Annotated in this window: 22 protein-coding genes; 9 read left to right on the top strand and 13 right to left on the bottom strand. The window is 64.6% G+C overall.

Annotated features, from left to right (window positions below; genetic code table 11):
- Positions 1 to 34 precede the first annotated feature (34 nt).
- Positions 35 to 904, top strand: a complete 870-nt coding sequence (locus AC07UC_RS16710; RefSeq protein ID WP_494906779.1) for an SDR family NAD(P)-dependent oxidoreductase — start codon at positions 35 to 37, stop codon at positions 902 to 904.
- On the top strand, positions 901 to 1848 hold the full coding sequence (locus AC07UC_RS16705) for an oxidoreductase (protein WP_494906778.1): 948 nt from the start codon (positions 901 to 903) through the stop codon (positions 1846 to 1848). The genes AC07UC_RS16710 and AC07UC_RS16705 overlap by 4 nt, the downstream gene beginning before the upstream one ends.
- Positions 1849 to 1861: 13 nt before the next feature.
- Here AC07UC_RS16705 and AC07UC_RS16700 read toward each other — a convergent pair whose 3' ends face one another.
- The 7 genes from AC07UC_RS16700 to AC07UC_RS16670 all read right to left on the bottom strand — a co-directional run bounded on the left by AC07UC_RS16700 (position 1862) and on the right by AC07UC_RS16670 (position 7925).
- A complete protein-coding gene (locus AC07UC_RS16700) occupies positions 1862 to 2095 on the bottom strand; it encodes a helix-turn-helix transcriptional regulator (RefSeq protein WP_494906777.1) in 234 nt (77 codons plus the stop codon).
- A 424-nt stretch (positions 2096 to 2519) separates the two neighbouring features.
- A complete protein-coding gene (locus tag AC07UC_RS16695; protein WP_494906776.1) occupies positions 2520 to 3599 on the bottom strand; it encodes a D-alanine--D-alanine ligase family protein in 1080 nt (359 codons plus the stop codon).
- 16 nt (positions 3600 to 3615) lie between these two features.
- On the bottom strand, positions 3616 to 4233 hold the full coding sequence (locus AC07UC_RS16690) for a C39 family peptidase (protein WP_140771277.1): 618 nt from the start codon (positions 4231 to 4233) through the stop codon (positions 3616 to 3618).
- A 123-nt stretch (positions 4234 to 4356) separates the two neighbouring features.
- Complete coding sequence (locus AC07UC_RS16685; protein WP_494906775.1) at positions 4357 to 4785, bottom strand: VOC family protein; 429 nt, start codon at positions 4783 to 4785, stop codon at positions 4357 to 4359.
- Between the two features lie 155 nt (positions 4786 to 4940).
- Positions 4941 to 5765, bottom strand: a complete 825-nt coding sequence (locus AC07UC_RS16680; RefSeq protein WP_494906774.1) for an outer membrane beta-barrel protein — start codon at positions 5763 to 5765, stop codon at positions 4941 to 4943.
- A gap of 208 nt (positions 5766 to 5973) precedes the next feature.
- Entirely contained in the window at positions 5974 to 6690 is a 717-nt protein-coding gene (locus tag AC07UC_RS16675; protein WP_494906773.1) for an outer membrane protein, read from the bottom strand.
- 275 nt (positions 6691 to 6965) lie between these two features.
- On the bottom strand, positions 6966 to 7925 hold the full coding sequence (locus AC07UC_RS16670) for an AraC family transcriptional regulator (RefSeq protein ID WP_140771270.1): 960 nt from the start codon (positions 7923 to 7925) through the stop codon (positions 6966 to 6968).
- Between the two features lie 345 nt (positions 7926 to 8270).
- On the opposite strand from AC07UC_RS16670, the gene AC07UC_RS16665 reads away from it, so the two are divergent.
- The 4 genes from AC07UC_RS16665 to AC07UC_RS16650 all read left to right on the top strand — a co-directional run bounded on the left by AC07UC_RS16665 (position 8271) and on the right by AC07UC_RS16650 (position 11339).
- Positions 8271 to 9173 (top strand): protein-L-isoaspartate O-methyltransferase family protein, encoded by a 903-nt coding sequence (locus tag AC07UC_RS16665; protein ID WP_202326823.1) that lies wholly within the window; start codon positions 8271 to 8273, stop codon positions 9171 to 9173.
- Between the two features lie 323 nt (positions 9174 to 9496).
- Positions 9497 to 9751 carry a hypothetical protein gene (locus tag AC07UC_RS16660; RefSeq protein WP_244735465.1) on the top strand — a complete coding sequence of 85 codons (255 nt, stop codon included), beginning with the start codon at positions 9497 to 9499 and terminating at the stop codon, positions 9749 to 9751.
- A 210-nt stretch (positions 9752 to 9961) separates the two neighbouring features.
- Positions 9962 to 10711 (top strand): DUF4142 domain-containing protein, encoded by a 750-nt coding sequence (locus AC07UC_RS16655; protein WP_494906772.1) that lies wholly within the window; start codon positions 9962 to 9964, stop codon positions 10709 to 10711.
- A gap of 25 nt (positions 10712 to 10736) precedes the next feature.
- Positions 10737 to 11339, top strand: coding sequence for a general stress protein (locus tag AC07UC_RS16650; protein WP_140771265.1), 603 nt, complete (start codon positions 10737 to 10739; stop codon positions 11337 to 11339).
- Positions 11340 to 11456: 117 nt separating this feature from the next.
- Here AC07UC_RS16650 and AC07UC_RS16645 read toward each other — a convergent pair whose 3' ends face one another.
- The 3 genes from AC07UC_RS16645 to AC07UC_RS16635 all read right to left on the bottom strand — a co-directional run bounded on the left by AC07UC_RS16645 (position 11457) and on the right by AC07UC_RS16635 (position 14206).
- The gene (locus AC07UC_RS16645; RefSeq protein WP_494908949.1) at positions 11457 to 12626 is read right to left on the bottom strand and encodes an aminotransferase-like domain-containing protein; all 1170 of its coding nucleotides are present in this window, start codon (positions 12624 to 12626) and stop codon (positions 11457 to 11459) included.
- A 196-nt stretch (positions 12627 to 12822) separates the two neighbouring features.
- A complete protein-coding gene (locus AC07UC_RS16640; RefSeq protein ID WP_494908948.1) occupies positions 12823 to 13275 on the bottom strand; it encodes a GNAT family N-acetyltransferase in 453 nt (150 codons plus the stop codon).
- Positions 13276 to 13477: 202 nt separating this feature from the next.
- A complete protein-coding gene (locus AC07UC_RS16635) occupies positions 13478 to 14206 on the bottom strand; it encodes a pyridoxamine 5'-phosphate oxidase family protein (RefSeq protein WP_494906771.1) in 729 nt (242 codons plus the stop codon).
- Between the two features lie 29 nt (positions 14207 to 14235).
- On the opposite strand from AC07UC_RS16635, the gene pdxR reads away from it, so the two are divergent.
- Positions 14236 to 15681, top strand: a complete 1446-nt coding sequence (pdxR, locus tag AC07UC_RS16630; RefSeq protein ID WP_494906770.1) for a MocR-like pyridoxine biosynthesis transcription factor PdxR — start codon at positions 14236 to 14238, stop codon at positions 15679 to 15681.
- Between the two features lie 320 nt (positions 15682 to 16001).
- On the opposite strand, the gene AC07UC_RS16625 is transcribed toward pdxR, so the two are convergent.
- The gene (locus tag AC07UC_RS16625) at positions 16002 to 16499 is read right to left on the bottom strand and encodes a hypothetical protein (RefSeq protein WP_494906769.1); all 498 of its coding nucleotides are present in this window, start codon (positions 16497 to 16499) and stop codon (positions 16002 to 16004) included.
- A 155-nt stretch (positions 16500 to 16654) separates the two neighbouring features.
- Between AC07UC_RS16625 and AC07UC_RS16620 the strand changes: the two genes are divergently transcribed.
- On the top strand, positions 16655 to 17215 hold the full coding sequence (locus tag AC07UC_RS16620) for a DUF922 domain-containing Zn-dependent protease (protein WP_494908947.1): 561 nt from the start codon (positions 16655 to 16657) through the stop codon (positions 17213 to 17215).
- Between the two features lie 53 nt (positions 17216 to 17268).
- Here AC07UC_RS16620 and AC07UC_RS16615 read toward each other — a convergent pair whose 3' ends face one another.
- On the bottom strand, positions 17269 to 18798 hold the full coding sequence (locus AC07UC_RS16615) for an acid phosphatase (protein WP_494906768.1): 1530 nt from the start codon (positions 18796 to 18798) through the stop codon (positions 17269 to 17271).
- Between the two features lie 199 nt (positions 18799 to 18997).
- Between AC07UC_RS16615 and AC07UC_RS16610 the strand changes: the two genes are divergently transcribed.
- Entirely contained in the window at positions 18998 to 20284 is a 1287-nt protein-coding gene (locus AC07UC_RS16610; RefSeq protein ID WP_494906767.1) for a cytochrome-c peroxidase, read from the top strand.
- A 6-nt stretch (positions 20285 to 20290) separates the two neighbouring features.
- On the opposite strand, the gene add is transcribed toward AC07UC_RS16610, so the two are convergent.
- Positions 20291 to 21283, bottom strand: a complete 993-nt coding sequence (add, locus tag AC07UC_RS16605) for an adenosine deaminase (protein WP_494906766.1) — start codon at positions 21281 to 21283, stop codon at positions 20291 to 20293.
- Between the last annotated feature and the right edge of the window lie 114 nt (positions 21284 to 21397).

The following is a 21397-nucleotide window of genomic DNA, read 5'->3' as shown; positions in this document are numbered from 1 at the left end:
CGTTTATTTGCCAACACACCGAAAGGAAAAGACAATGTCGAAAGTCTGGCTGATCACCGGCAGCGCCCGCGGACTGGGGCTGGATATCACCGAGGCGGCGCTTGCCGCCGGCAACAGCGTCGTGGCGACGGCGCGCGATGTCACCCGCCTCGCCGATCTCGAAAGGCGCTACGCCGGGCATCTGCGCGGCTTCGCGCTTGATGTCACCGACCCCGCCGCCGCGCAGGCCTCGGTGGATTTTGCGCTGGAGACGTTCGGACGCCTCGACGTTCTCGTCAACAACGCCGGCTTCGGCCATATCAGCCCGTTCGAGCAGACCGGGGAGGCTGATTTCCGGGCACAGATCGAGACCAACCTCTACGGTGTCGTCAATCTTGCCCGCGCGGCCATCCCGGTCATGCGCGCCCAGCGCTCGGGCCATATCATCAACATTTCCTCGGTCGGCGGGCGGACGGCCACGCCGGGCCTCGGCGCCTACCAGGCGGCAAAGTGGGCGGTGGGCGGCCTCACTGAAGTGCTTGCGCTGGAACTCGCCCCCTTCGGCGTCAAGGTCATCTCGGTCGAGCCGGGCGGCATGCGCACCGATTGGGGAGCCACCGCCCTGGCCGCCGCGCCGGCCTTGCTGCCCGACTATGAGCCAACCGTCGGCGCGGTGCTCGGCATGCTCAAGGCCTATGTCGGCAATGCCATCGGCGACCCGCGAAAGGTCGCCGACGTCATCGTCGATCTCGCCGGCCGCGATGCCTTGCCCGCTCACCTGATCCTCGGCAGCGACGCCTTGCATGTCTTTGCCCAGGCAGAAGCCGCGCGCCAGCAGGCGGCGAAGGAATGGGCACCGGTCAGCACCTCCGTCGATATCGAGGGCGTCGACCTTTCCTTCCTGTCCCGGGAGGGCCACTCATGAGCGCCTGGACCACCCACGACATCCCGCCCCAGCAGGGACGCAAGGTGGTGATCACAGGCGCGACGGGCGGCCTTGGTTACGAGACGGCGCTGGCGCTGGCGCAAGCCGGCGCGGACGTGCTGATGACCGGGCGCAACGAAGCCAAGGGCAAGGATGCGCTGAGCCGCGTCCAGGCCGCGGTTCCCGGCGCCGCCGTGCGCTATGCCCATCTCGACCTCGCGGACCTCGCCTCGGTCGAAGCCTTCGCCGGCCAGCTCGCCGGCGAATGGGAGGCCATCGACCTGCTGGTCAACAATGCCGGCGTCATGACCCCGCCGACCCGCCACGAAACCGCCGACGGCTTCGAACTGCAATTCGGCACCAACTATCTCGGTCACTTCGCCCTGACCGGACGCCTGCTGCCGATGCTGCGCAAGGGCAACAGGACGCGCGTCGTCAATCTCAGCAGCGGCGCCCACCGCATCCAGGCGGCGATCCATTTCGACGATCTGCAATGGCAAAAGCGCTACAGGCCTTGGGCCGCCTACGCGCAGTCCAAGCTCGCCATGATCCTGTTCGCCTTCGAACTGCAGCGCCGCAGCGACATCAATGGCTGGGGCTTGCTGAGCAATGCGGCTCATCCCGGCTACGCTCTCACCGACCTGCAGACCAGCGGTCCGCGCATGGGGCGCGGCGGCGGGTCTTCACCCTTCGATTGGCTCGGCGTGCTGCTCGCGCCGGTTCTTTCGCAATCGGCTGCCGCAGGCGCGCTGCCGACGCTGTTCGCCGCGACCGCGCCCGATGCGAAGCCGTGCGGCTATTACGGTCCGCAAGGTCTGTTCGAACTGAAAGGCGCGGTCGGCGAGGCAAGGATCGGCAGGCACGCGCGCGACACCGCCGTCGCCGCCCGGCTTTGGGACGTGTCGCGGGAGTTGACCGGCGTTGGCTGGCCGGGCGGAGCCTGACGCACCCGTCAGCTCAGCCTTGCCTGGCAAACAGCGTGATGCCGGCAGCGCCGGCAACCTTCAGGACTTTCCCCAGTTCGAGTGTTGGCTTGCCGTTCTCCAACTCCGACAGGAAGCGCCGGCCGACCCCGGCGAGATCGGCGAACTGCTGCTGGGAGAAATCTCGCCGCTTACGGGCCGCGCGCACCAGCCGGCCGAGATCCGCCGGCGACGTTATGGCGCTGTCCTGCAAGACCGATTGCGCCAAGGCGTCCCCGTCATCGTCGCGGACCGAAGGAAGCCGCCGCGGCAGCGATGCACGGACAGGCCTGGAGTCATCGCGGGGGTCCTCAAGGTTCCCATCATGCTTATTCGAAACGCCGTCAGCCGGGGCGGCCGGCGCCAGCGACCCGAATAAATCCCCCTGCCCGGCGGGGGCGGATCGTGCGGCACGGCGCGCGATTTCGACAGCGCTTTCAGGCGGGGGTGTCTGTGTGGTCTTGGTCATGATTCCGATCCCGAGCGGGAGCATAAGCTTTACCGGGATGAAATCAAAGCCACTTTGTTACCGTGCGGGATCATAAAAATGATACCGCACGGGAGCATCTGTACATCCTGTCAAAGCGATTGCCGTCGGCTTCCACCCAGAAGCAAGCGAGGGCGGAGATTGCTCCCGAACGGTATCAGTCAACTCACCGCGCCGCGTACCTTGCCAGCGCATGCTCGATCAGCACGTCGATAACCCTGCTGTAGCCGATGCCTGTCGCCGCCAGCGCCTTGGCGTACATCGAAATGTCGGTGAAGCCCGGCAGCGTGTTGACCTCGTTGACCAGCAGCGAACCGTCGGCGCGCAGGAAGAAGTCGACGCGCGCCATGGCCTCGCAGCCCAGCGCCCGGAAAGCCTGCGCGGCCATCTCCTTGGCTCTGTCGGCAACCACGGCCGGCACTTTGGCGGGTACCTGGACCACCGCGCCGTCGGCGTCGAGATATTTGGCCTCATAAGTGTAGAAGCCATGTTTGCCGGCCGGAATGATCTCGCCGGGCAGCGACACCGTGAGCGAGCCGTCGGCCCGCTCCAGCACCGAACATTCGATTTCGCGGCCCTCGACGAACTCCTCGATCAGCACCTTGCCATCATAGCGGAAGGCCGTTTCGACGGCCTGCTCGAAGCCATCCCTGTCATTCACCTTGCTCACGCCGAAGGACGAGCCCTGGCGCGCCGGCTTGGCGAAGAAGGGCAGCCCAAGCGCGCCGGCAATTTCCTGGAACGAGCCTTTGTCGTTGCGATGCACGGTCACGGAGCGGGCAACGCCAAGCCCCGCCTCGCGCATCAGCCGCTTGGCGACGTCCTTGTCCATGGCGACGGCCGAGGCCAGGATGCCGCAGCCGACATAGGCGACATCGGCGACCTCGGCATAGCCCTGCACCGAGCCGTCCTCGCCGAACGGTCCGTGCAGCACGGGAAAGACGACGTCGACCGGCGGCAGGTCATGCTGCGCTCCGCCGTGCGGCACGGCCACCAGCCGTCCCTTGCCGCCTGGCAACAGGGCGACCTCGATACCGTCTTCCGATATCGCGGCCCCTGCCCCGTCGCCGTCGGGCTCGGACAACGGTTGCAGCAGCCATCTGCCGTCCCTGGTAATGGCGATCGGGACCACCTCGTAGCGCGTCCGGTCGATTGCCTTCAGCACATTGGCCGCCGACAGGCGCGACACCTCATGCTCGGCCGAGCGCCCGCCATAGAGGATGGCAACTCTTGTCTTCCCGGTCATTGAAACCCCTCAAAAATCAAATGGCGACGGCAATGCCGCGATTGGCAAAGAAACGGTCGAAATCATATGGCGCCAACACTGCGTTCTCTTGTGTGGCACTGGTATGGCCGGATGGGTTGTGAAAGCGAAAACCATCATCGGATGCCGCTGTCACCAGCACCAGATGGCCGCCCTTCGATGGCGGCTCGCGCTCGGGCCAGCGGATCGAACTGCTGACCGAAGCGATGAAGAAGCGCGACTGCCCGAGGATCGCCGGAATGTCCGATGTCGCGACATTGGTCATCACCTGCGCCTCCAGGCCGAATTCCGCCTTCACGAAGGTCACGAAGGGCGCGTAGATCAGGCCCTTGATCGAGCCTTCATTGACGACATAGCCGCCATATCCGGTGCATCGCCTGGCCAGCTCGATCGTCGGCACGATCTCGCCCCGCGTCGCCAGGATCATTTTCAGGCACGCCATGCCGCAGATGTTGTCGGCCCAGACCGCGTATTCGTCGAGCGTATCCGCGCCTGATCCTCGCCACAGCGGATCCCGCCGCAACGCGGCCTGGGCGCCATCGGCGATCACGGCCAGCGTCATGTCGGGCGTTTCCCACTGGCTGAAAAACGGCACGGCTTCAGGCAACGGGCTCATGCGAATCCTCGAGGCGGCTCATTCCGGTCTCGTATACGAGGATACGATATCAAAGAAAAGCCGACGCTTGGAGAGTGCTTCGAGTTCGCTCTTGCCGCCAGGGTGGAATGTCCAGGCAGTCTCTCAGAAGGTGATCCTCACCGAAGCGGTACTGCGCGCGTGCGGACCGTGATGGACGGCCTCGATGTTGTTGCCGTCCGGATCGAGCAGGAAGGCGGCGTAGTAACCGGGATGATAGGGCCGCTCGCCTGGCGCGCCATTGTCCTTGCCGCCGGCCGCCAATCCGGCCTTGTAAAAGGCGTCGACCATCGCGTGGTCCTTTGCCTGGAAAGCCAGATGGTGACGGCCGGTGAGCTGTCCCAGCGCGGCCCGGCTGTCGGCACTGGAGATGAACAGCTCGTCGCACCAGAAATAATCCGCTGCCGTCCCGCCGATCGGCACATCGAGCACTTGCAGGATCGCCTCGTAGAAACGCCGGCTGGCGGCGAGATCCCTTACCACCAGCTGGATATGGTCTATGAGCCGGCCGCGATGCAGTTCCTGGGTTTCCATGCAAATCCTCCTCGCAAGGCTCCGAATGTAGATTCGGACCGGGCGCCGTCAATACGGGCGACGGTGTCAGCTGACATGCCTTGCCTGGTTTCGCTGGATCTCCCTTGATCTGGCCCTGCGCGGCGGACACTATCCGCCGCGCAGGGCAAGCCGCGTTACTTCGTGTTGATCACCGAGGAGGACCGGTAAGTGTCCATGGTGGCGCCGTTGCGGTCTTCGTCGAACAGCGTGTCGCTGCCGAAGCTGGCGCGCAGGCCGATGACGAACTTGTTGGACTTGAGGCCCTCGGGGGACGTTTCGAACTTCCTCTGTTCGAATTCGTAGCGTCCGAACACCGCCCATGGCGTTTCGTCGAACCGGTACATCGCCTGGACGGCGGCACCGATCACGTTCTCGCTGGTGCCGTTATAGTCGGTTTGGTTGAAGTCGAGCTCCGCATCGAGGCGAAGATTCTTCTGGACGAAATAGCGCGCCACGCCGCGCACGCCCCATTGGTCGCCGTGAAAATCGTTCACGGTGAGCTGGCCGACACTGGCCTGGCCGTAAAGGGTCAGGTTACCGAGGTAGAGCTGGGCTTCCGGACCGACCGCATAGTTGTAGGCGGTCACGTCGTCGCCGAAGCCGAACGATGTGTAGGCCGCGAAGATGCCGGCGGCAAAACGGTCGGGATCGCGATAGAAGCCATGGATCGCGCCGCGTGTATCATCGAGGGGGTCGTAGTGACCCCATATGCGGTCGTAGGTCAGGTCGCCCTGCAGGTTCCAGCGCTGCGCGAATGCGATGTTGACGCGCGCTGCTCCACCGCCGGACCGAGTCGTGTAATCGTCGCCGACAAAGCGCAGCCCGCCGAGATAGAGTTCGCCGTAACCCGAAATCCGCGGCGTCGTCACCGTCTCCGCGGCCAGCGGCGGCAGGGCGTCCGCGGCGAAAGCGGAGGTCGTGGCGGCCAGCGAAGCGACGACAAGTAAAAAGCGATGCATTGAGAACCCCGAAAAAATATGCGTTCCGGACCCCGCGTCCGGCGAAATGACCGTCAATTGGCCGATACCGCGGCGGCGCTGACGGGCCTTCCCGTGTTGCATCGTTCGCCGTGCCGCGTCTTGGGCTGGACCGCATGCGAATTGTCCTGGAGTGCGCCGCCACACTTGACGCACCGGTGTGGCCATTCGGCATCAGCGGAGACACCGTTCAGAATTTGTAGGCGATGCCGAGCCGGATATCGTGCGTCTTCAGTTCGATCGCATCGGGATTCACGGCGGCCCCATCGAAGGTCGAGTGCCGTATGGAGATGTGGCGGCCGAAGTCGGCAAAGCGATATTCGCCCCGGACCACCCAATTGTCGCTGACGGCATATTCGGCGCCGGCGCCCAGCGCATAGCCCGCGATGGTGTCCTCGACATCGGCATAGACATCTCCGCTCGGAAGGAAGACGGTGCTGTGCTTGTAGTGCGCCATCGCCACGCCGGCGGTGACGAAGGGAAGCCACCGATCCATCGCGTAGCCGGCCCTCAGACGAGCGGACCCGATCGAGTTCAGTTCCAGCACACCGCCGAAGCCGGGATCGTAGACGCCCAGCGCCTGATGGACGGTCGTGTCCTTGGGATTCGCGAAGTTGTAGTCGCCCTCGACGCCGAGGACCAGGCCGCCGTCAAACTGCTTCATATAGCCGGCATAAAGGCCGCCGAAGCCGCCCGAAAGGCTGCCGTAACCCCAGCCGTAGCCGCCAAAACTGTCAGGCGCGAAAGTCTGACCAACCCTTGCGTCGCCCCATCCGTATCCGGCCTGCGCGCCGATATAGCCGCCGGACCAGTTGTAGGCGGCCGAGACCGGCAGGCCGGCGTCGGCGGCTGAAGCCATGCCGGCGGGCCCGAGAAAGAAGGCTGTGGCGAGAAGTATCGTTTTCATTGCTTGTGCGCGGTCCCCGAGATGCTCGCCACCGCGGAAGTGCTTCGCGGCGATACATCACGTGTCTTGCATTGTTCGCCGTCCCGCGTCTTGGGCTGGACCGCACCGGATTTGTCTTCGGGCGTGCCGTGGTGCTTTCCCGCCCCGTGTGGCCGTTTCGCACCGGCCGGATGAGACCAAGGGTCCGATGCGGTCGAGCGGTTCACCGTCTCATGACGACGGCGAACTCCGACTATCCCAAGGGAAAGCCGTTTCACGCTTTTCCTCGAGTTGCCTTACCTCGCGCCGCTCGGCGTCGACCCGAAGCGGCGGCGGAAGCAGCGGTTGAAATAGGAGACGTCGGAAAAGCCGCTCAGCAGCGCGATCTCACTGATGCGCATGCGGTCGTTGCGCCGGTCGCTCAGCATGCGGTGGGCCCTCTGCAGGCGTAATTCGAGAATGCGCTCGGCGAAGCTCACCCCGGTCTCCTGCAGGAGGTCGTGGACATAGCGCACGGAAAGCCGCAACTGCTGGGCAACCTGCTGAGCCGAGATGGCGGGATCGGCGAAATTGTCGCGGATCTTGTCCAGTATGGCCTGCAGCCTCGCCGCGCGCAGGCCGCGCATGCCGGCGAGTTCGGCGGGATCGCCCTTGGCGCCGGTCACCAGGCCGATCAGGTCGACGATGGTTTCGGTGGCATGGGTGACAAGGTTGGGCGAGACCAGGGCCGGGCCTGCCGCCAGGAAGCTGCAATAGCGCCTGAGCATGCCGAGCGCCTCATTGTCGGCCGCGACAGTCAGTGCCAGCCGGTCCTCGACACGGGCGAAGGCATTCTCCAGGATCTCGCGCGGGACGACGATGTTGGCCCACACATTGCTGTCGCCGCCGCTCATTTCCAGGGCTTCGGAGGCCGACACCAGCGCGGCCTCGTTTTTGCCGACGCTGTAGTCGCGGCCGGCCTGGGCGCCGCTCAGCGTGGTGTCGCCATTGTTGATCAGCAGGAGATAGCCGTCGCGGCCGTCATCGGCGATGTTGCGGGCCTTGCGGCTGGCATGCTGGATCGTTCCGGCCATCTGTCCCAGCACCAGCGGCCCGACCGCCGTCGCCTCGATGGCCGCGGCGAACGGCCGGTTGGCCGAGATGGCATATTCGACCGACCAGATCTCCGCGACATGGATATCCTGCCAGAGCGCGAACCGTGCTTGATCGTCGAGATGTGATGGCAGGTCGACCGACGAGAAGACGTTCTTTTTCAAAAATAACCGGCCCTTCCCGCGCCTTCCAGGAAATGCACCGTATGAAACTTGCTTGCGTCTTGTCCAGAGTTGGCGATGTTTATGCCTTGCGCGACAATTTCATTGCTGTACCGGTCAAGAATTCAGTCGATATTCCCCGAGCCGGCGTTCGAAATTTCAAAACAATCGGAAATATACAGGCGCGCGGGAATCATCTCCCCCGAGTGACCTTCGTACACTCGCGGTGGTTGAGCCCGTACTTGCGCGTTTCGCCGATCTTACCGAAATGTATGGACCGGCCCGGTTGTCAAACCATCGGATCGGGACGATCCTCGGACTGACCTGTCAGCCGCGGGGTATCCTGCCATGAAGGATCGCCAGACACGCATCGAGGTCAGGCGCTTGCGCGTCGACCGCCGGCAATTCCTGTTTGGCGCCGCCGCAACCTTGCTGGCCGGGCCCGCCGAGGCCAATGTGCCGGTAGCCTATGATCCCAACGCCATGCCGGCGATGGACAGCCGCGCCGGCTTCATCGACTGGATGAGGAAGAACCGGGGCGAGGATGCCGGCTTCCTCGGCCAGCGCTGGGATCGCTTCCAGGCCCTGCTCGCCCACAAGGATATCTGGGACCTGCGCGACAAGCGCGCCTATCTGATGACGCCGCGCGAGGAGTTCGTCACCAAGGCCAATCTGAGCCGCGCCTATGAGTGGCACTATCTCGATATCGGCTATGGCGTGACGATCACCGGTCCGCACAGCGTCGCGCGCATGACCAATTCGCTGGAGATCAAGCCCGGCGACAAGGTGCTCGAGATCGGCACCGGCTCCGGCTACCAGTCGGCCTATCTGTCCAACCTCACCGACAAGGTGTTCTCGATCGAGATCATCAAGCCGCTGGCGGCAAGGACGCGCGCGCTCTACGACGCGCTGATCGCCAGGGGCTATTCCGAATACAAGGCGATCACCACCCGCAACGCCGACGGCTATTATGGCTGGCAGGAAGAAGCCCCGTTCGACAAGGTCATCGTCACCTGCGGCATCGACCATATCCCGCCACCGCTGCTGCAGCAGCTGAAGCCGAACGGGATGATGGTCATTCCGGTCGGCCCGCCCGGCGCCCAGCATGTGCTGAAGGTCACCAAGCACCAGGAAGCTGACGGTACGTTCCAGGTCACGCGCGCCGACATCTACAATGGCGGCACGCTGTCCTTCGTGCCGTTCACCAAGCTCGAAGGCGACGCCATAAAGGGCACGCATAACGGCCCGTAGCCCACCGCACCGGTCGGCGCGCCATTGGATCGCCAGCCCTCGGCCCAAGCTTCAAACAACAAGCTTCAAACAAAAAGCCCGCCAGGAGGGGATCCAGCGGGCCTTTGGAAAGCTGATATTGAGCTTTCAGATGTCTGACGGGGGTTCAGACGCAATGACAACCCCTGATGACCACGGAGGTTCCAACAAAGCCGAAAGAATGCCGACAGAGGTCGGACCTCGGCAATTCAGACGGCGGAAGCGATTTTCTTTTCGCGGGACCGCTCCGAGCTGGAACCTTCCACTGCTGACCGGGTTTGTGGCGCGGTCAGGGAGGAATTGAATTGGACAGTTTTAAGAGGCTCGAAGCACTCGTCGACGGCGCCGGCGGCGACAGCATCGAAGAAGCGACCGCTTTGCTGCGCCGCTTCAAGGGCAGGTCGCAGGAGATCACAGCGGCGGTGGACGAGTTCATGCTGGACTTCAAGACATTGGTCTTCGTCATCGAAAGCGGCAAGGAAGGGTTCGAGAAATCGATCCGCAAGCTGGCTCGCGCCAGGCTTTCGAAGATCAAGCTCTTGATCGGCGTCCCGGCGTAACGGCTCGTGGCGACGTCCACAAGCCTACGGAGCGCCGATACGTGGCTTCCGCGCAGCCCGCCCCGCTTCAAGTTCCTTCGCTGATCGCAAAGGTAGGGAAACGACTTTCTTGTCATTGGCGACATCGCTTTATTGCTTATCCCTCGGAACAAAGCTCTCGAGCGCAGATTAAGTCCTCAGCACATATGTGCATAAACAAGGACCTTCCTCATGAAAACTCGCTTTCTTATGGCCTCACTGGCCACAGCCACAGCTATGGCTTTCGCGCTGCCGGCCTTTGCTGCCGACAGCGCGCAAGACTTTGTCGACAAGGCAGCGAACGGTGCGATGTTCGAAATAGATTCGAGCAAGATCGCCGAGACCAGATCGCAGGATCAGAGCGTCAAGGATTTTGCGCGTAAGATGATCGACGATCACGGCGCGGCCAATGCCAAGCTGGAGACGATCGCCGGCGAGCAGAAGCTGACGGTTCCCAAGGAACTGGACGCCAAGCACAAGAGTGATGTCGACACCTTGCGGAACGGCAAGGATCCGATCGACGGCTCCTACGTCCAGATGCAGCGCGACGCGCACACCGATGCCGTGAAGCTGTTCGAGAGCTACGCCAAGGACGGCGACAACGCCGAACTGAAGACGTTCGCCGGGCAGACCGTGCCGACGCTCAAGATGCACCAGGAGATGATCGAAAAGATCGCGGCGACCATGGGCACCCAGTCGTCGAGTTCGCAGACGCCCAAGGTCACGGTCGGCGACAAGCCCGACCAGGCCCCTCCGCTTTCGGGCGCGAACAGCTTCACCGAAGACCAGGCAAAGGGCCGGATCCAGGATGCCGGTTTCTCGGATGTTTCGAAGCTGACCAAGGACGACCAGGGCATCTGGCGTGGACAGGCGAGCAAGGGCGGCAAGAACACCACCATCGCGCTGGACTACAAGGGCAACGTCGTTGCCGGCACCAACTGAATCCGAAATCGAGGAGATCAAGACCATGAAAACCGTAACCGGACTATTCGACAATTATGACGACGCTTCCGATGCCGTTGGCGAACTGGAGGCCACGGGCATTCCGCATTCCGACATCAGCATCGTCGCCAACAACGCGGACAACCGGCACGAAAATGACGGCTCCAGGACCGCGGATGACGCCGCGGGCGGTGCTGGACTTGGAGCTGCGATCGGCGGAGCTGGCGGGCTGCTGGCTGGACTCGGCCTCATGGCCATTCCGGGCGTCGGCCCGGTGGTGGCGGCCGGATGGCTGGCGGCCACCGCGGTCGGCGCGGTGGGAGGTGCCGTGGTTGGTGGCGCCGCGGGCGGCATCGTCGGCGCGCTGACCGACTCCGGCGTGTCTGAAACCGATGCACACGTTTACGCGGAGGGCGTGCGCCGTGGCGGCACATTGGTCACGGCCAAGGTCGATGACCAGTTCGTGCCCGAGGCTGAAAGGATTCTCGGGCAGGCCAAGTCCGTGAACCTGGAAGAGCGGCGCGGTGAATACCAGGCCGACGGTTGGACCGGCTTTGACGCCGATGCCGAGAATTACCGCTCGAACGAAATCGGACGCGACGGAGCTCGTGACGTCAACCGCATCTGACTTCGAGCAATTCCAGGAAACAAAGAGTTAGGGCGGTTTGCCGTTTCCGTGAAACGGTGACCTGCTCCACAAGCTTCGCTGCCGGATCGTCATTTCGGCGGCGAAGCTCCCCCAAGCCTACGCCTTCAACAGCGCCGCCAGCCTTGGAATGCCCTCGGTCACCGCGCGGCGATCGGCCAGGGTGAAGGACAGCCGCAGCGTGTTGCGCCCGGTGCCGTCGGCATAAAAGGCGTTGCCCGGCACGAAGGCGACGCGCGCGTCCTTCACCGACCGCGCCAGCAGTTCGGTTGCATCGACCCCCTCCGGCAGCGTCGCCCAGACGAACATGCCGCCTTCCGGGCGGCTCCAGGTCACGCCCTTGGGCATGTTGGCTTCCAGCGCGCCGAGCAAGCCGTCGCGGCGCTCGCGATAGGCGCCGATGAGTTTTTCGACCTGGCCGTCGAACACGGCCTCGGCGACGCGGTGCATGACGAGTTGGTTGATCGAGGGGCTGTGCAGGTCGGAGGCCTGCTTCATCAGCACCAGTTTTTCCACCACATGGCGCGGCGCGCACACCCAGCCGACGCGCATGCCGGGCGACAGGATTTTCGAGAACGAACCGCAATAGAGCGTGCGCGCCTTGTCGATGCCGCCGGACCGCGCGCAGTCGAGCGCTAGGATCGGCGGCACACCCTCGCCGTCATAGCGCAGCGCGCGATAGGCGGCGTCCTCGATGACGGCGATGTCGAGTTCGCCGGCAAGGTCGAGCACCGCCTCGCGCTGCTGCCGGTCCAGCGTGTTGCCGGTCGGGTTGGCGAAATCAGGAACCAGATAGGCGAACTTGACCTTGCCGCCATTTGAAGCCGCCGCACTGTGATAGGCCGCCGGCGTCATGTTGCCGCCTTCCGGCCGCAGCCGGTCATAGCGCGGCTCATAGGCGTTGAAGGCCTGCAGCGCGCCGAGATAGGTCGGCCATGTCACCAGCGCGGTGTCGCCGGGCGACAGGAACAGTTTGCCGAGATAGTCCAGCGCCTGCTGCGAGCCGGAGGTGATGAAGATATTGGCCTCGTCGCAGGCGACGCCCAGCTTGCCCATCTGCCCGGCGATCCAGCGCCGCAGCGGCAGATAGCCTTCCGAGACCTGGTATTGCAGCGCTGCCCCCGCCTCCGCGCCACCCAGCACCTCGGCATAGGCATCGCGGATGGCGTCGGCCGGAAACAGCGCCGGATCGGGAATGCCACCGGCGAACGAGATGATATCAGGCTGGTCGAGCAGCTTCAGCAGCTCGCGGATTTCGGAGGCCTTCATGCGCGACGAGCGCGAGGCCAAGAGGTTCAAAAGGGTCAAGTCACGCCTCCCCGGACGTTCGAATATAGGTCAACTTGACTGACCTATATCCGCTTTGCCAGGCAATTTGAATAGTGCCTGAAGCTCTTGCGGTATACGCCAGTCGCGGCCGGGGCGGAAACATCAATCGCTTCGTCAGCTCAGCGGACAATTGCCCCTAAAGGCTCTTCTTGTAGCCAATATGGCTGCCGGTGAAGCCGAGGCCTTCATAGAAACGGTGTGCGTCCGCCCGCCCCTTGTCGGTGGTCAGTTGCACAAGACCGCAGCCGCGCGCCCGGCATTGATCGATCGCCCATTCGAACATCCGCCGGCCGATGCCGCCCGAGCGGCGATGGCCGGCGATCCGCACCGCCTCGATCTGCCCGCGCCAGGCGCCCTTGCGTGAAAGTCCGGCAAGAAAGGTGATCTGCAACGTGCCGATCACCTCGCCGCCATCCACGGCCACCGCCAGCAACTGGTTGGGGTCGGCGTCGATGGCCTTGAAGGCATCGACATAGCCTTGCGCCAACGGCAAGGAGGCATCCTCACGGGCAGCGCCCAGCGGATCGTCGGCGAGCATGGCGACGATGGCGGGAAGATCGGAGGCTTGCGCCTTGCGGAAGGTGATCATGGCGCCGGGATAGCGCGAGGCGGCGGTGGCGGCAAGTGAGCTCTCCCTTCTCCCCTTGTGGGAGAAGGTGTCGCCGCAGGCGACGGATGAGGGGTGTTCCAGGGAACGCCAACGTCTCACTCCGCTGGAACACCCCTCATCCGTCTCGGCGCTGCGCGCCGATCCACCTTCCCCCACAAAGGGGGGAAGGAAGAGGTGCTAACTACACCTCGCCCTCATACACCCTCTGCGCCTGTGTCAACGCCGCGTCCAGCCTCTCGCCCTCGGCATAGCCAGCCAGATTCCCCGGCCGCTCGATACCAGGCAGCAGCCTTGGACACGGCTCAGCCGCACCGATCACCATCCGCACCGGGATGACGCCCGCCCAGACGGGATGGCCGTAATCCTCCTCGTCATCGCCGACACCCTTGGCGCGCACCTTGGCCGATGCCTCCTCGATGCGCATGCCGATCACCATCGTCGCCTTGGCCTCCTGCGCCGAGATCGGCCGCAAGGTTTCGCTGCGGCCCGGATAGAAGCGGTCGACGACGCCGGCCAGCGCCTTCATCTTCTCTTCCGGCTCGTCGACGATGCGTGCGGTGCCGAAGCACATGGCCGAGCGGTAGTTGGCGGAATGGTTGAAGCCGGTGCGTGCCAGCACCAGCCCGTCGAGATGCGACACGGTGAGACAGGCAGGCGTGCCGCCGCGCAGCTGGCGCAGCATGCGGCTGGCCGACGAACCGTGCCAGTAGAGCATGTCCCCCTCGCGCCAGTGGATGGTCGGCGTGCAATAGGGCTGGCCGTCGAACGTATAGGCGACATGGCAGAGCAGCCCGGCATCCAGCACCGCGAAAACGGCCGCATGGTCGTAGCTGCCGCGCTCATGCAGGCGCTTGAGCCGGTTGCGGCTGGTGGTCGGAAAGCTGGCGGCGACATCGTTCACGGCTTGCATCCTCAATTATTGTCTGCCAACCATGCGCCATGGCATTGGTCGACAAAAGAACCAATCAAGGCAATAAAATTCAGACCAATCCGCCGGACTGGTCGACGCTGATCCCGGTTCTGCCCGGCGACGGCCCGCGCAGCCGCGAACTTTACGCCGCGCTCAGGCGGCTGATCGAGACCGGCGCGCTGGCCGCCGGCGCCAAGCTGCCGACCACCCGAGACCTCGCCCGGCGCTTCGGCCTGTCGCGCTCGGCGGCGGTCGCCTGTTTCGAAATGCTGATCTCGGAAGGCTTTGCCGTCGCCAAGGTCGGCGCCGGCACTTTCGTCGCGCGCGATGTACCGTATCTGCCGACAACACTGGCCAAGGCGCGTCCGCCCGAGATCGATGCCGCCACGTCGTTGCCTTGCGGCCTTGGCGTCGCGGTGTCCGACCCGCGCACGCTCGACCTGTTCCGCATCCTGCTGTCGCGCCACCTCGCCCGCCCCGGCCCCGAACATTTCCGCTACGGCGATCCGCGCGGCGGCATCGCGCTGCGCACCGCGATTGCCACGTATCTGAGGACCGCGCGCGGCGTGCGCTGCGACGCCGGCCAGATCGTGCTGACCTCGGGCACGCAGCAGGGGCTCGACCTGCTGGCGCGCGCCGCACTTCGCCCCGGCGACGCCGTCTGGCTGGAAAACCCCTGCTATCCCATGGCGCACGCCGTGCTGGCCGGCAGCGGCGCCAGGATTGTCGCCGTGCCGGTGGACAGCGAAGGGCTCGATCCCGGGATCGGCGAAAGCCTCTGCCCACAGGCACGCGCGGCCTATGTCACGCCCTCGCACCAATATCCGCTCGGCGTGACGATGACGATGCCCCGCCGCCTTGCCCTGCTCGATTGGGCGCGACGCAACGACGCCTGGATCATCGAGGACGATTATGACAGCGAGTTCCGCTATGCCGGCCCGCCGCTGACCTCGCTGCAAGGCATGGATGGCGCCAACCGCGTCGCATATCTCGGCACCTTCTCCAAAGTGCTCTTCCCCGGCCTGCGCATTGGCTATGTCGTGGTGCCGGAGCCGCTGCTCGATGCCGTGATGGCGGTCAGGGCGCGCTCCGACCGCTACCCCTCGACACTGGCCGAAGGCGCGCTGACCGACCTCTTGAACGAAGGCCACTTCGCCGCCCATCTCAGACGCGTGCGCCGCCGGGTGCAAGCCGCGCGCGACGTGCTGGTGGCTGGCCTCGAGGCACATTGCGGCGATGCGCTCGATGTGACGGTGCCCGAACAGGGACTGCATCTGATGGCGATGCTGCGGGGCGCCGGCCCGGACACCGCGATCGTCGAGGCGGCAAAAGCGGCAGGCGTCGGCGCGCGGGCGCTGTCGGCGATGTTCATCGACGGGGCGCCGAGGCAAGGGCTGGTGCTGGGGTTCTCAGGGTTTTCGGATGAGGCGTTGATGGGAGCGACGGTGCGGCTGGGTGCGGTGATGGGGTCGTAATTGGTAGTTGTTGTGTTGGTTTGGAGCAGCGCAAGCCTCGGAGATTAGCCGAAGCCCTCCACCCTTCGTCATCCTAGGGCGAAGCAGGAGCGAAGCTCTGTCGCGGAGACCCTAGGATCCATGCCGCGACATCTGTGATGGGCCAAAGCGGATCAGGATAGAGCACTGTAATTCGACGCAGAACAACAGTAATACGTCGGGATAAAATCCTGATTCCGTTGCATTTTCCGGCAAAGCTCACGGCATGGATCCTAGGGTCTACGCCGCGTCGCTTCGCTCCTTGCTTCGCCCTAGGATGACGAAGGCGCGGGTACCGCCCCTCAATCCCCGTCACCGGCAGGCTTCGCCTTCCCGCACTGCGCCAGCACCTTGCCGATGGCCCCGCTCGAGCCCTTCAGCGAAAAACTGACATCGCCATATTTGGCCGAACTGACCGACACATCGCCCTTGCCGCGCAGCAGGTCGAGCAGCGGATCGACCTTGGCCAAATCCACCGTGAAATAACCGTACATTTCCTCCAGCTGCAGCGTCCTGGTCACCGTTTTGCCGTCGGCCTTGAAGTCGAACGCGCCGCTGGCGCCGGATTCCGGTTGCTGGCCGGCCGTGCCGAGGTCATAGCTCAGCACCGGCGTGTCGAAACAGGCCAGCATCAGATGCGCGTCGCCTTTCGGCCCGCCGCAGACCGAGGCGGTCAGCACACTGCCCCCCTCGTCTTCCTCCATCTTGGCACTCCAGCCGCCGCAAGACGCGGCAAAAGCCGGCTGCGCGGCCTGCAATGCGGCCACGGCACCGGCGACGACGAGATATCCCGCTTTCATGATTTCCCCCAATGACTCAGCCGCGACATTTGCAGCCCCCACCAGCAACATATAGGAAAAGTGGCCCGGTGGCATCGCCTGTTCGGCACCGCCGCCCGGTCCCGGCCTGGAGAGAGTTTGTGTCGAGAGTTCGTCCTTGTGTTTTGCTGGCCGCCATGCTGGCCTTGCCGATCACCGCCCATGCTGAGTGGAAGCCGGTCGAGAAGGTCGAGACCTACGCCATTTCGGGCCAGTCCGGGATCGAGCTCTACCGGTCGATCGGCGAGAACGGGCCGAATGTCGGCATTACCCGCGCCATCGCCTACACCAACTTCAAGCTGACCTGGGGGGTCAGGGACTACAAGCCCAGGGGCAAGGACTGCGTGCTGACGGCGGGGAAGCCGAAACTGGTCATCACCTACACCTTGCCAAGCCCTTCCGCGCCGCTGCCGCCGGCCGTCCAGAAGAACTGGGAAGTGTTCATCGCCGGCGTCAGCGCCCATGAGAAGGTGCATGGCGCCAGCATGATACAGATGGTCCATGACATCGAAGCCGCGACAGACGGCCTGACCATCACTGATGATCCCAAATGCAGCAAGACCAGGGCCGAGGTGGTCCGCCGGCTCGACGCGATCTCGAAGGCGAGGATACAGGGCAGCCGCGATTTCGACCGCGTCGAGTTCGGCCAGGGCGGCAATCTGCAGAAGCTGGTGCTAGCCTTGGTGAGCGGTCCCTGAAACGAACCGCAGCGCCTTGACGACGCGGCCGCCGATTTTTGACCTGGCTCTGCCTACCGGCTCAGATCAAGCGCGGCGCTCAAATCGCCCATCGGCGGCTGGTCGTTGTTGCGCAGCGCCTTGTCGCGGGCGACGATGCCTGAAAGCACCGGCAGGTCGTAGCGCGCGGTGATGAAGCGCAGGATCGACGTCGTGTCGTATTGCGTGTGGTCGACCGTGCCCATCTTCGCGTAGGGCGAGATGATGAAGGCCGGGACGCGGTTGCCCGGGCCCCAGCGGTCGGCCTTGGGCGGCGCGACATGATCCCAGAAGCCGCCATTCTCGTCATAGGTCACGACGACCAGCATGTGGCTCCATTGTGGGCTCTTCTCCAGATGCGCGACGAGGTCGGCCAGATGCTGGTCGCCCGATGTCACATCGGCATAGCCGCTGTGTTCGTTGAGATTGCCTTGCGGCTTGTAGAAGCTGACAGAAGGCAGCTTGCCGTCATCGATCGCCTTGATGAATTCGGAACCGTCGAGACCGCCATCCCTGAGATGCGCGGTGCGCGCGGCGGTGCCCGGCGCATAGGCGGCGAAATAGTTGAACGGCTGGTGGTGGTACTGGAAGTTCGGCACCGGCGTCGCGTTCTTGCCGTCGAGCGTTGCCTGCCAGGCGCCGGCATACCAGGCCCAGTCGATCCCCTTCAGCGACAGCAGGTCGCCGATGGTGATGTCGTGCTGCGGCGGCAGCGTCGTCGGCTGCGCCGGGTCGGCCAGCGCCTTGTCGCCGCCTTCGACGGGCTTGTTGGCGCTCGGCTGGTAAGGCGGCTGCATGGTGTTGACGGCATAGAAGTCGGGCGTGATGGCGCCGTCATTGACGAATTTCGGCACGCCGCCAAGGGCGGAGGGTGGCGAGTTGTCGGCCACCTTCAGCGTCTTGCCATCGGCCTCGACGACGGCGATCTGGCCCTTCACCGGGCTGGTATCGGCGTTTGGATAGACCGGGGCGCAGGCGCAGGCGAGCTGGAAATGGTTGAGGAAGGAGCCGCCAAAGGCGCCCTGGAAGAAATTGTCGGCCAGCACGTATTTCTTCGCCACCGCCCACATCGGCAGGCCGGAGCCGTCATAATGGCCCATGACCAGACCGCCTGAATCGGCCCAGGCGGCGAACTTGTCGTTCCGGCCGCCATCGATCTGCATCTGCTCCTGGTAGAAGCGGTGCCAGAGGTCGCGGGTGACGACGGAGGTCTTCTCGTTGAAGCCGCTGGCGTCGTCGATGGCGAAGCTGGCATTGGCGAGATGCGCCGACTGCGCCTCGGTCACCACAGGCGTCACGCCCTTGGCGGTCAGCCCGCCCCAGGCCGGCGGCAATTCGGCAAGCGGCTTGCCGTCGCGGTCGAGCTGGCGCGCCTGGTCGGCCGAGACATTGGCCAGCCCGTTGGCGCCGGGGAAGCCGCCATAGAGATTATCGAAGCTGCGGTTCTCGGCATAGATGACGACGACAGTGTCGATCTTGTCGTAGCCGGGAGGGGCGGCGCTGGCAGCGCTGGCGAACGATGCCAGGGCGGTGGAGGCCAGGAAAAGCGAACTGAAGGGCCGCATCAAGGAGTCCTCATGGCTAAGGGGGATGGCTAGAGGCGTCGTGCATGGCAGGAGGCCGCGCACGCAAAGAGCTACGTCGATGCCTTGTCACCTTTGTGACACTTGCCTCGCCCGCGAACACGGTTTCGTGAAGAACGGGAGCAGTCATCAATCCGTTGCAGTGCGACCCTAACTGCGGAGCGAAATGGACTGGGAAGCGATGACGACGGGACGAGGCAGACGCCTGATGATCGCGGCCGCTGCCGCATCCTTGTTCGGCCTTGCCCTCGCCTGGCCGCAAACCCTTGTCCATGCCGGATCCGGCAGCGTCCACCCCGGCCCGCTATCGCGCGCCGATGCCTTCGCGCGGGCGCAGGCGCTGACCGCGCTTGGCCGAAAAATGTTCTTCGATCCGGCGCTGTCCGCCTCGGGCAAGCAGGCCTGTTCGTCCTGCCATGACCCGCACCGTGCCTTCGGCCCGGCCTCGGCCGCGCCGGTCGAGATGGGCGGTCCGAATCTCGACCAACCAGGCGTACGCGCCGTGCCGTCGCTGCGCTATCTCCAGGCCGCGCCCGCCTTCACCGAGCATTTCTACGATTCCGAGGACGAGGGCGATGAGAGCGTCGACAATGGCCCGACCGGCGGCCTGACCTGGGACGGCCGGGCCGACCATGGCAAGGACCAGGCGAAAATCCCCCTGCTCTCGCCCTTCGAGATGGCCAACAAGGACGGGGCCGCCGTCACATCGGCCTTGCGCAAATCAGCCTATGCCGGTGAGTTCAAGGCCGCCTTCGGCGACGACGTGTTCGACCACCCGGGCGATGCCTTCGACGCCGCCGCCGAGGCGCTCGGCACATTCGAGCAGAGTGCGCCTGATTTCTATCCCTATTCCAGCCGCTACGACGCCTTCCTTGCCGGCAAGGCCGAGCTGACGGCGCGGGAATTGCGCGGCCGCGCGCTGTTCGAGGACGAGGCCAAGGGCAATTGCGCCAGCTGCCATCTCAGCGAACCGGCCAATGACGGCGAGCCGCCGCAATTCACCGATTTTGGCCTGATCGCCATCGCCGTGCCGCGCAACGCGGCAATTCCCGCCAATGCCGATCCCGCCTATGTCGATCTCGGCCTCTGCGGCCCGCTGCGCACCGACTTCAAGGGCCGGGCCGAGTTTTGCGGCCTGTTCAAGACACCGACCCTGCGCAACGTCGCGCTGCGCAAGAGCTTCTTCCACAACGGCACCTTCCACACGCTGCGCGACGCTGTCGCCTTCTACGCCAGCCGCGATACCGATCCCGGCCATTGGTACCCCAGAAATGCCGATGGTACGGTCCGGCAATATGATGATCTGCCAAAGGCTTACTGGCCGAACTTGAATCAGGACCCGCCCTTCAACGGCAAAAAGCCCGGCGACAAGCCGGCGCTCAACGACGCCGAGATCGACGACATTGTCGCGTTCCTGCAGACGCTGACGGACGCGGATCAGCAGGCCGGGACGGTGCCTGCGAACTGAACCCCGCTAGCTTCGCCAGGCCGCCAGATCGGCCAGGATCCATGCCTTCAGCGCGGGGTCGGCGTAGCTCGCCTGCACCGATGTCGCGGCGAGCTGGCGGATGGTTTCGTCGTCCCAGGCGAAGGCCTCCGCGCAAGCGGCGTAGGATGCCTCAAGCGTGGTGTCGAGCAGTGCCGGATCGTCGGTGTTGATCGAGACCGGGACACCGGCCTTGCGCAGGGCGTCGAGCGGATGTTGCGCCAGCGAGGGATAGACGCCGAGCGCCAGATTGGAGACCGGACAGATGCCGAGCGGAATCCGTCTTTGTGCCAGCAAGTCGACAAGGTCCGGATCCTCGATCGCCCGCACGCCGTGGTCGATGCGGTCGGCACCGAGCAGCTCGATTGCGTCGCGAACGCCTTCCGGGCCGCTCGACTCGCCGGCGTGAACGGTGCGCCGCAAACCGGCCGCGCCGGCACGGCGAAACGCCTCGGCGAAGCGTGGGCCGGTGCGCCCGGCGGCCGCTTCGTTTCCGTCGATCGACAAGGCAACGACACGGCCGTGCCTGATGTCGCTCAGCAGCTCCACCAGCTCGATCGCTTCCGCCGCCGACTGGGTGCGAAGCAGGCTGACGCAAAGCCCGACCGGCGGGTGCCCATCCTGTTCGGCGGCCGCGAAACCCGCATCGAACGCGTCGATCATCCCCGGAATGTCTTTGTGCCAATGCGGCCAGTGCGTCGGGTTGACGATGACGTCGGCGTAGCGCACGCCGCTTCGACCCATGCGCTGCGCGAACTTGTAGGCCGTGGTCGCGAGTTGCTCGCGCGTGCGAAAAGTCCCGCACAACCAGTCGAGCATCTCGAGAAAACTCTTGAGGTCATGGGCTTCGAACAGCCTGTCGCGCGGCGCGCGCAGCGGAATGCCGGCTTCCTCGCAGTTCCTGACCACATCGTCGGCCTCGAAGCAGCCCTCGATATGGATGTGCACTTCGGCTTTCGGCAGTCCGATGAAGTCGGTCAATGACGCCTCCCCTCTTGGCCGGCACCATCAAACCATGAAACGATCGCTGTCGGTTTCAAGAAATGATTGAAAGTACTGCGCACGGGCCGCGAGACTGGCGGCGCCTGGCCCCAG

This window comes from Mesorhizobium sp. GW821-FHT04C10, assembly GCF_059420305.1.
Note: the sequence above shows the minus strand (reverse complement) of the source record. Positions and strands in the feature narration are given on the sequence as shown.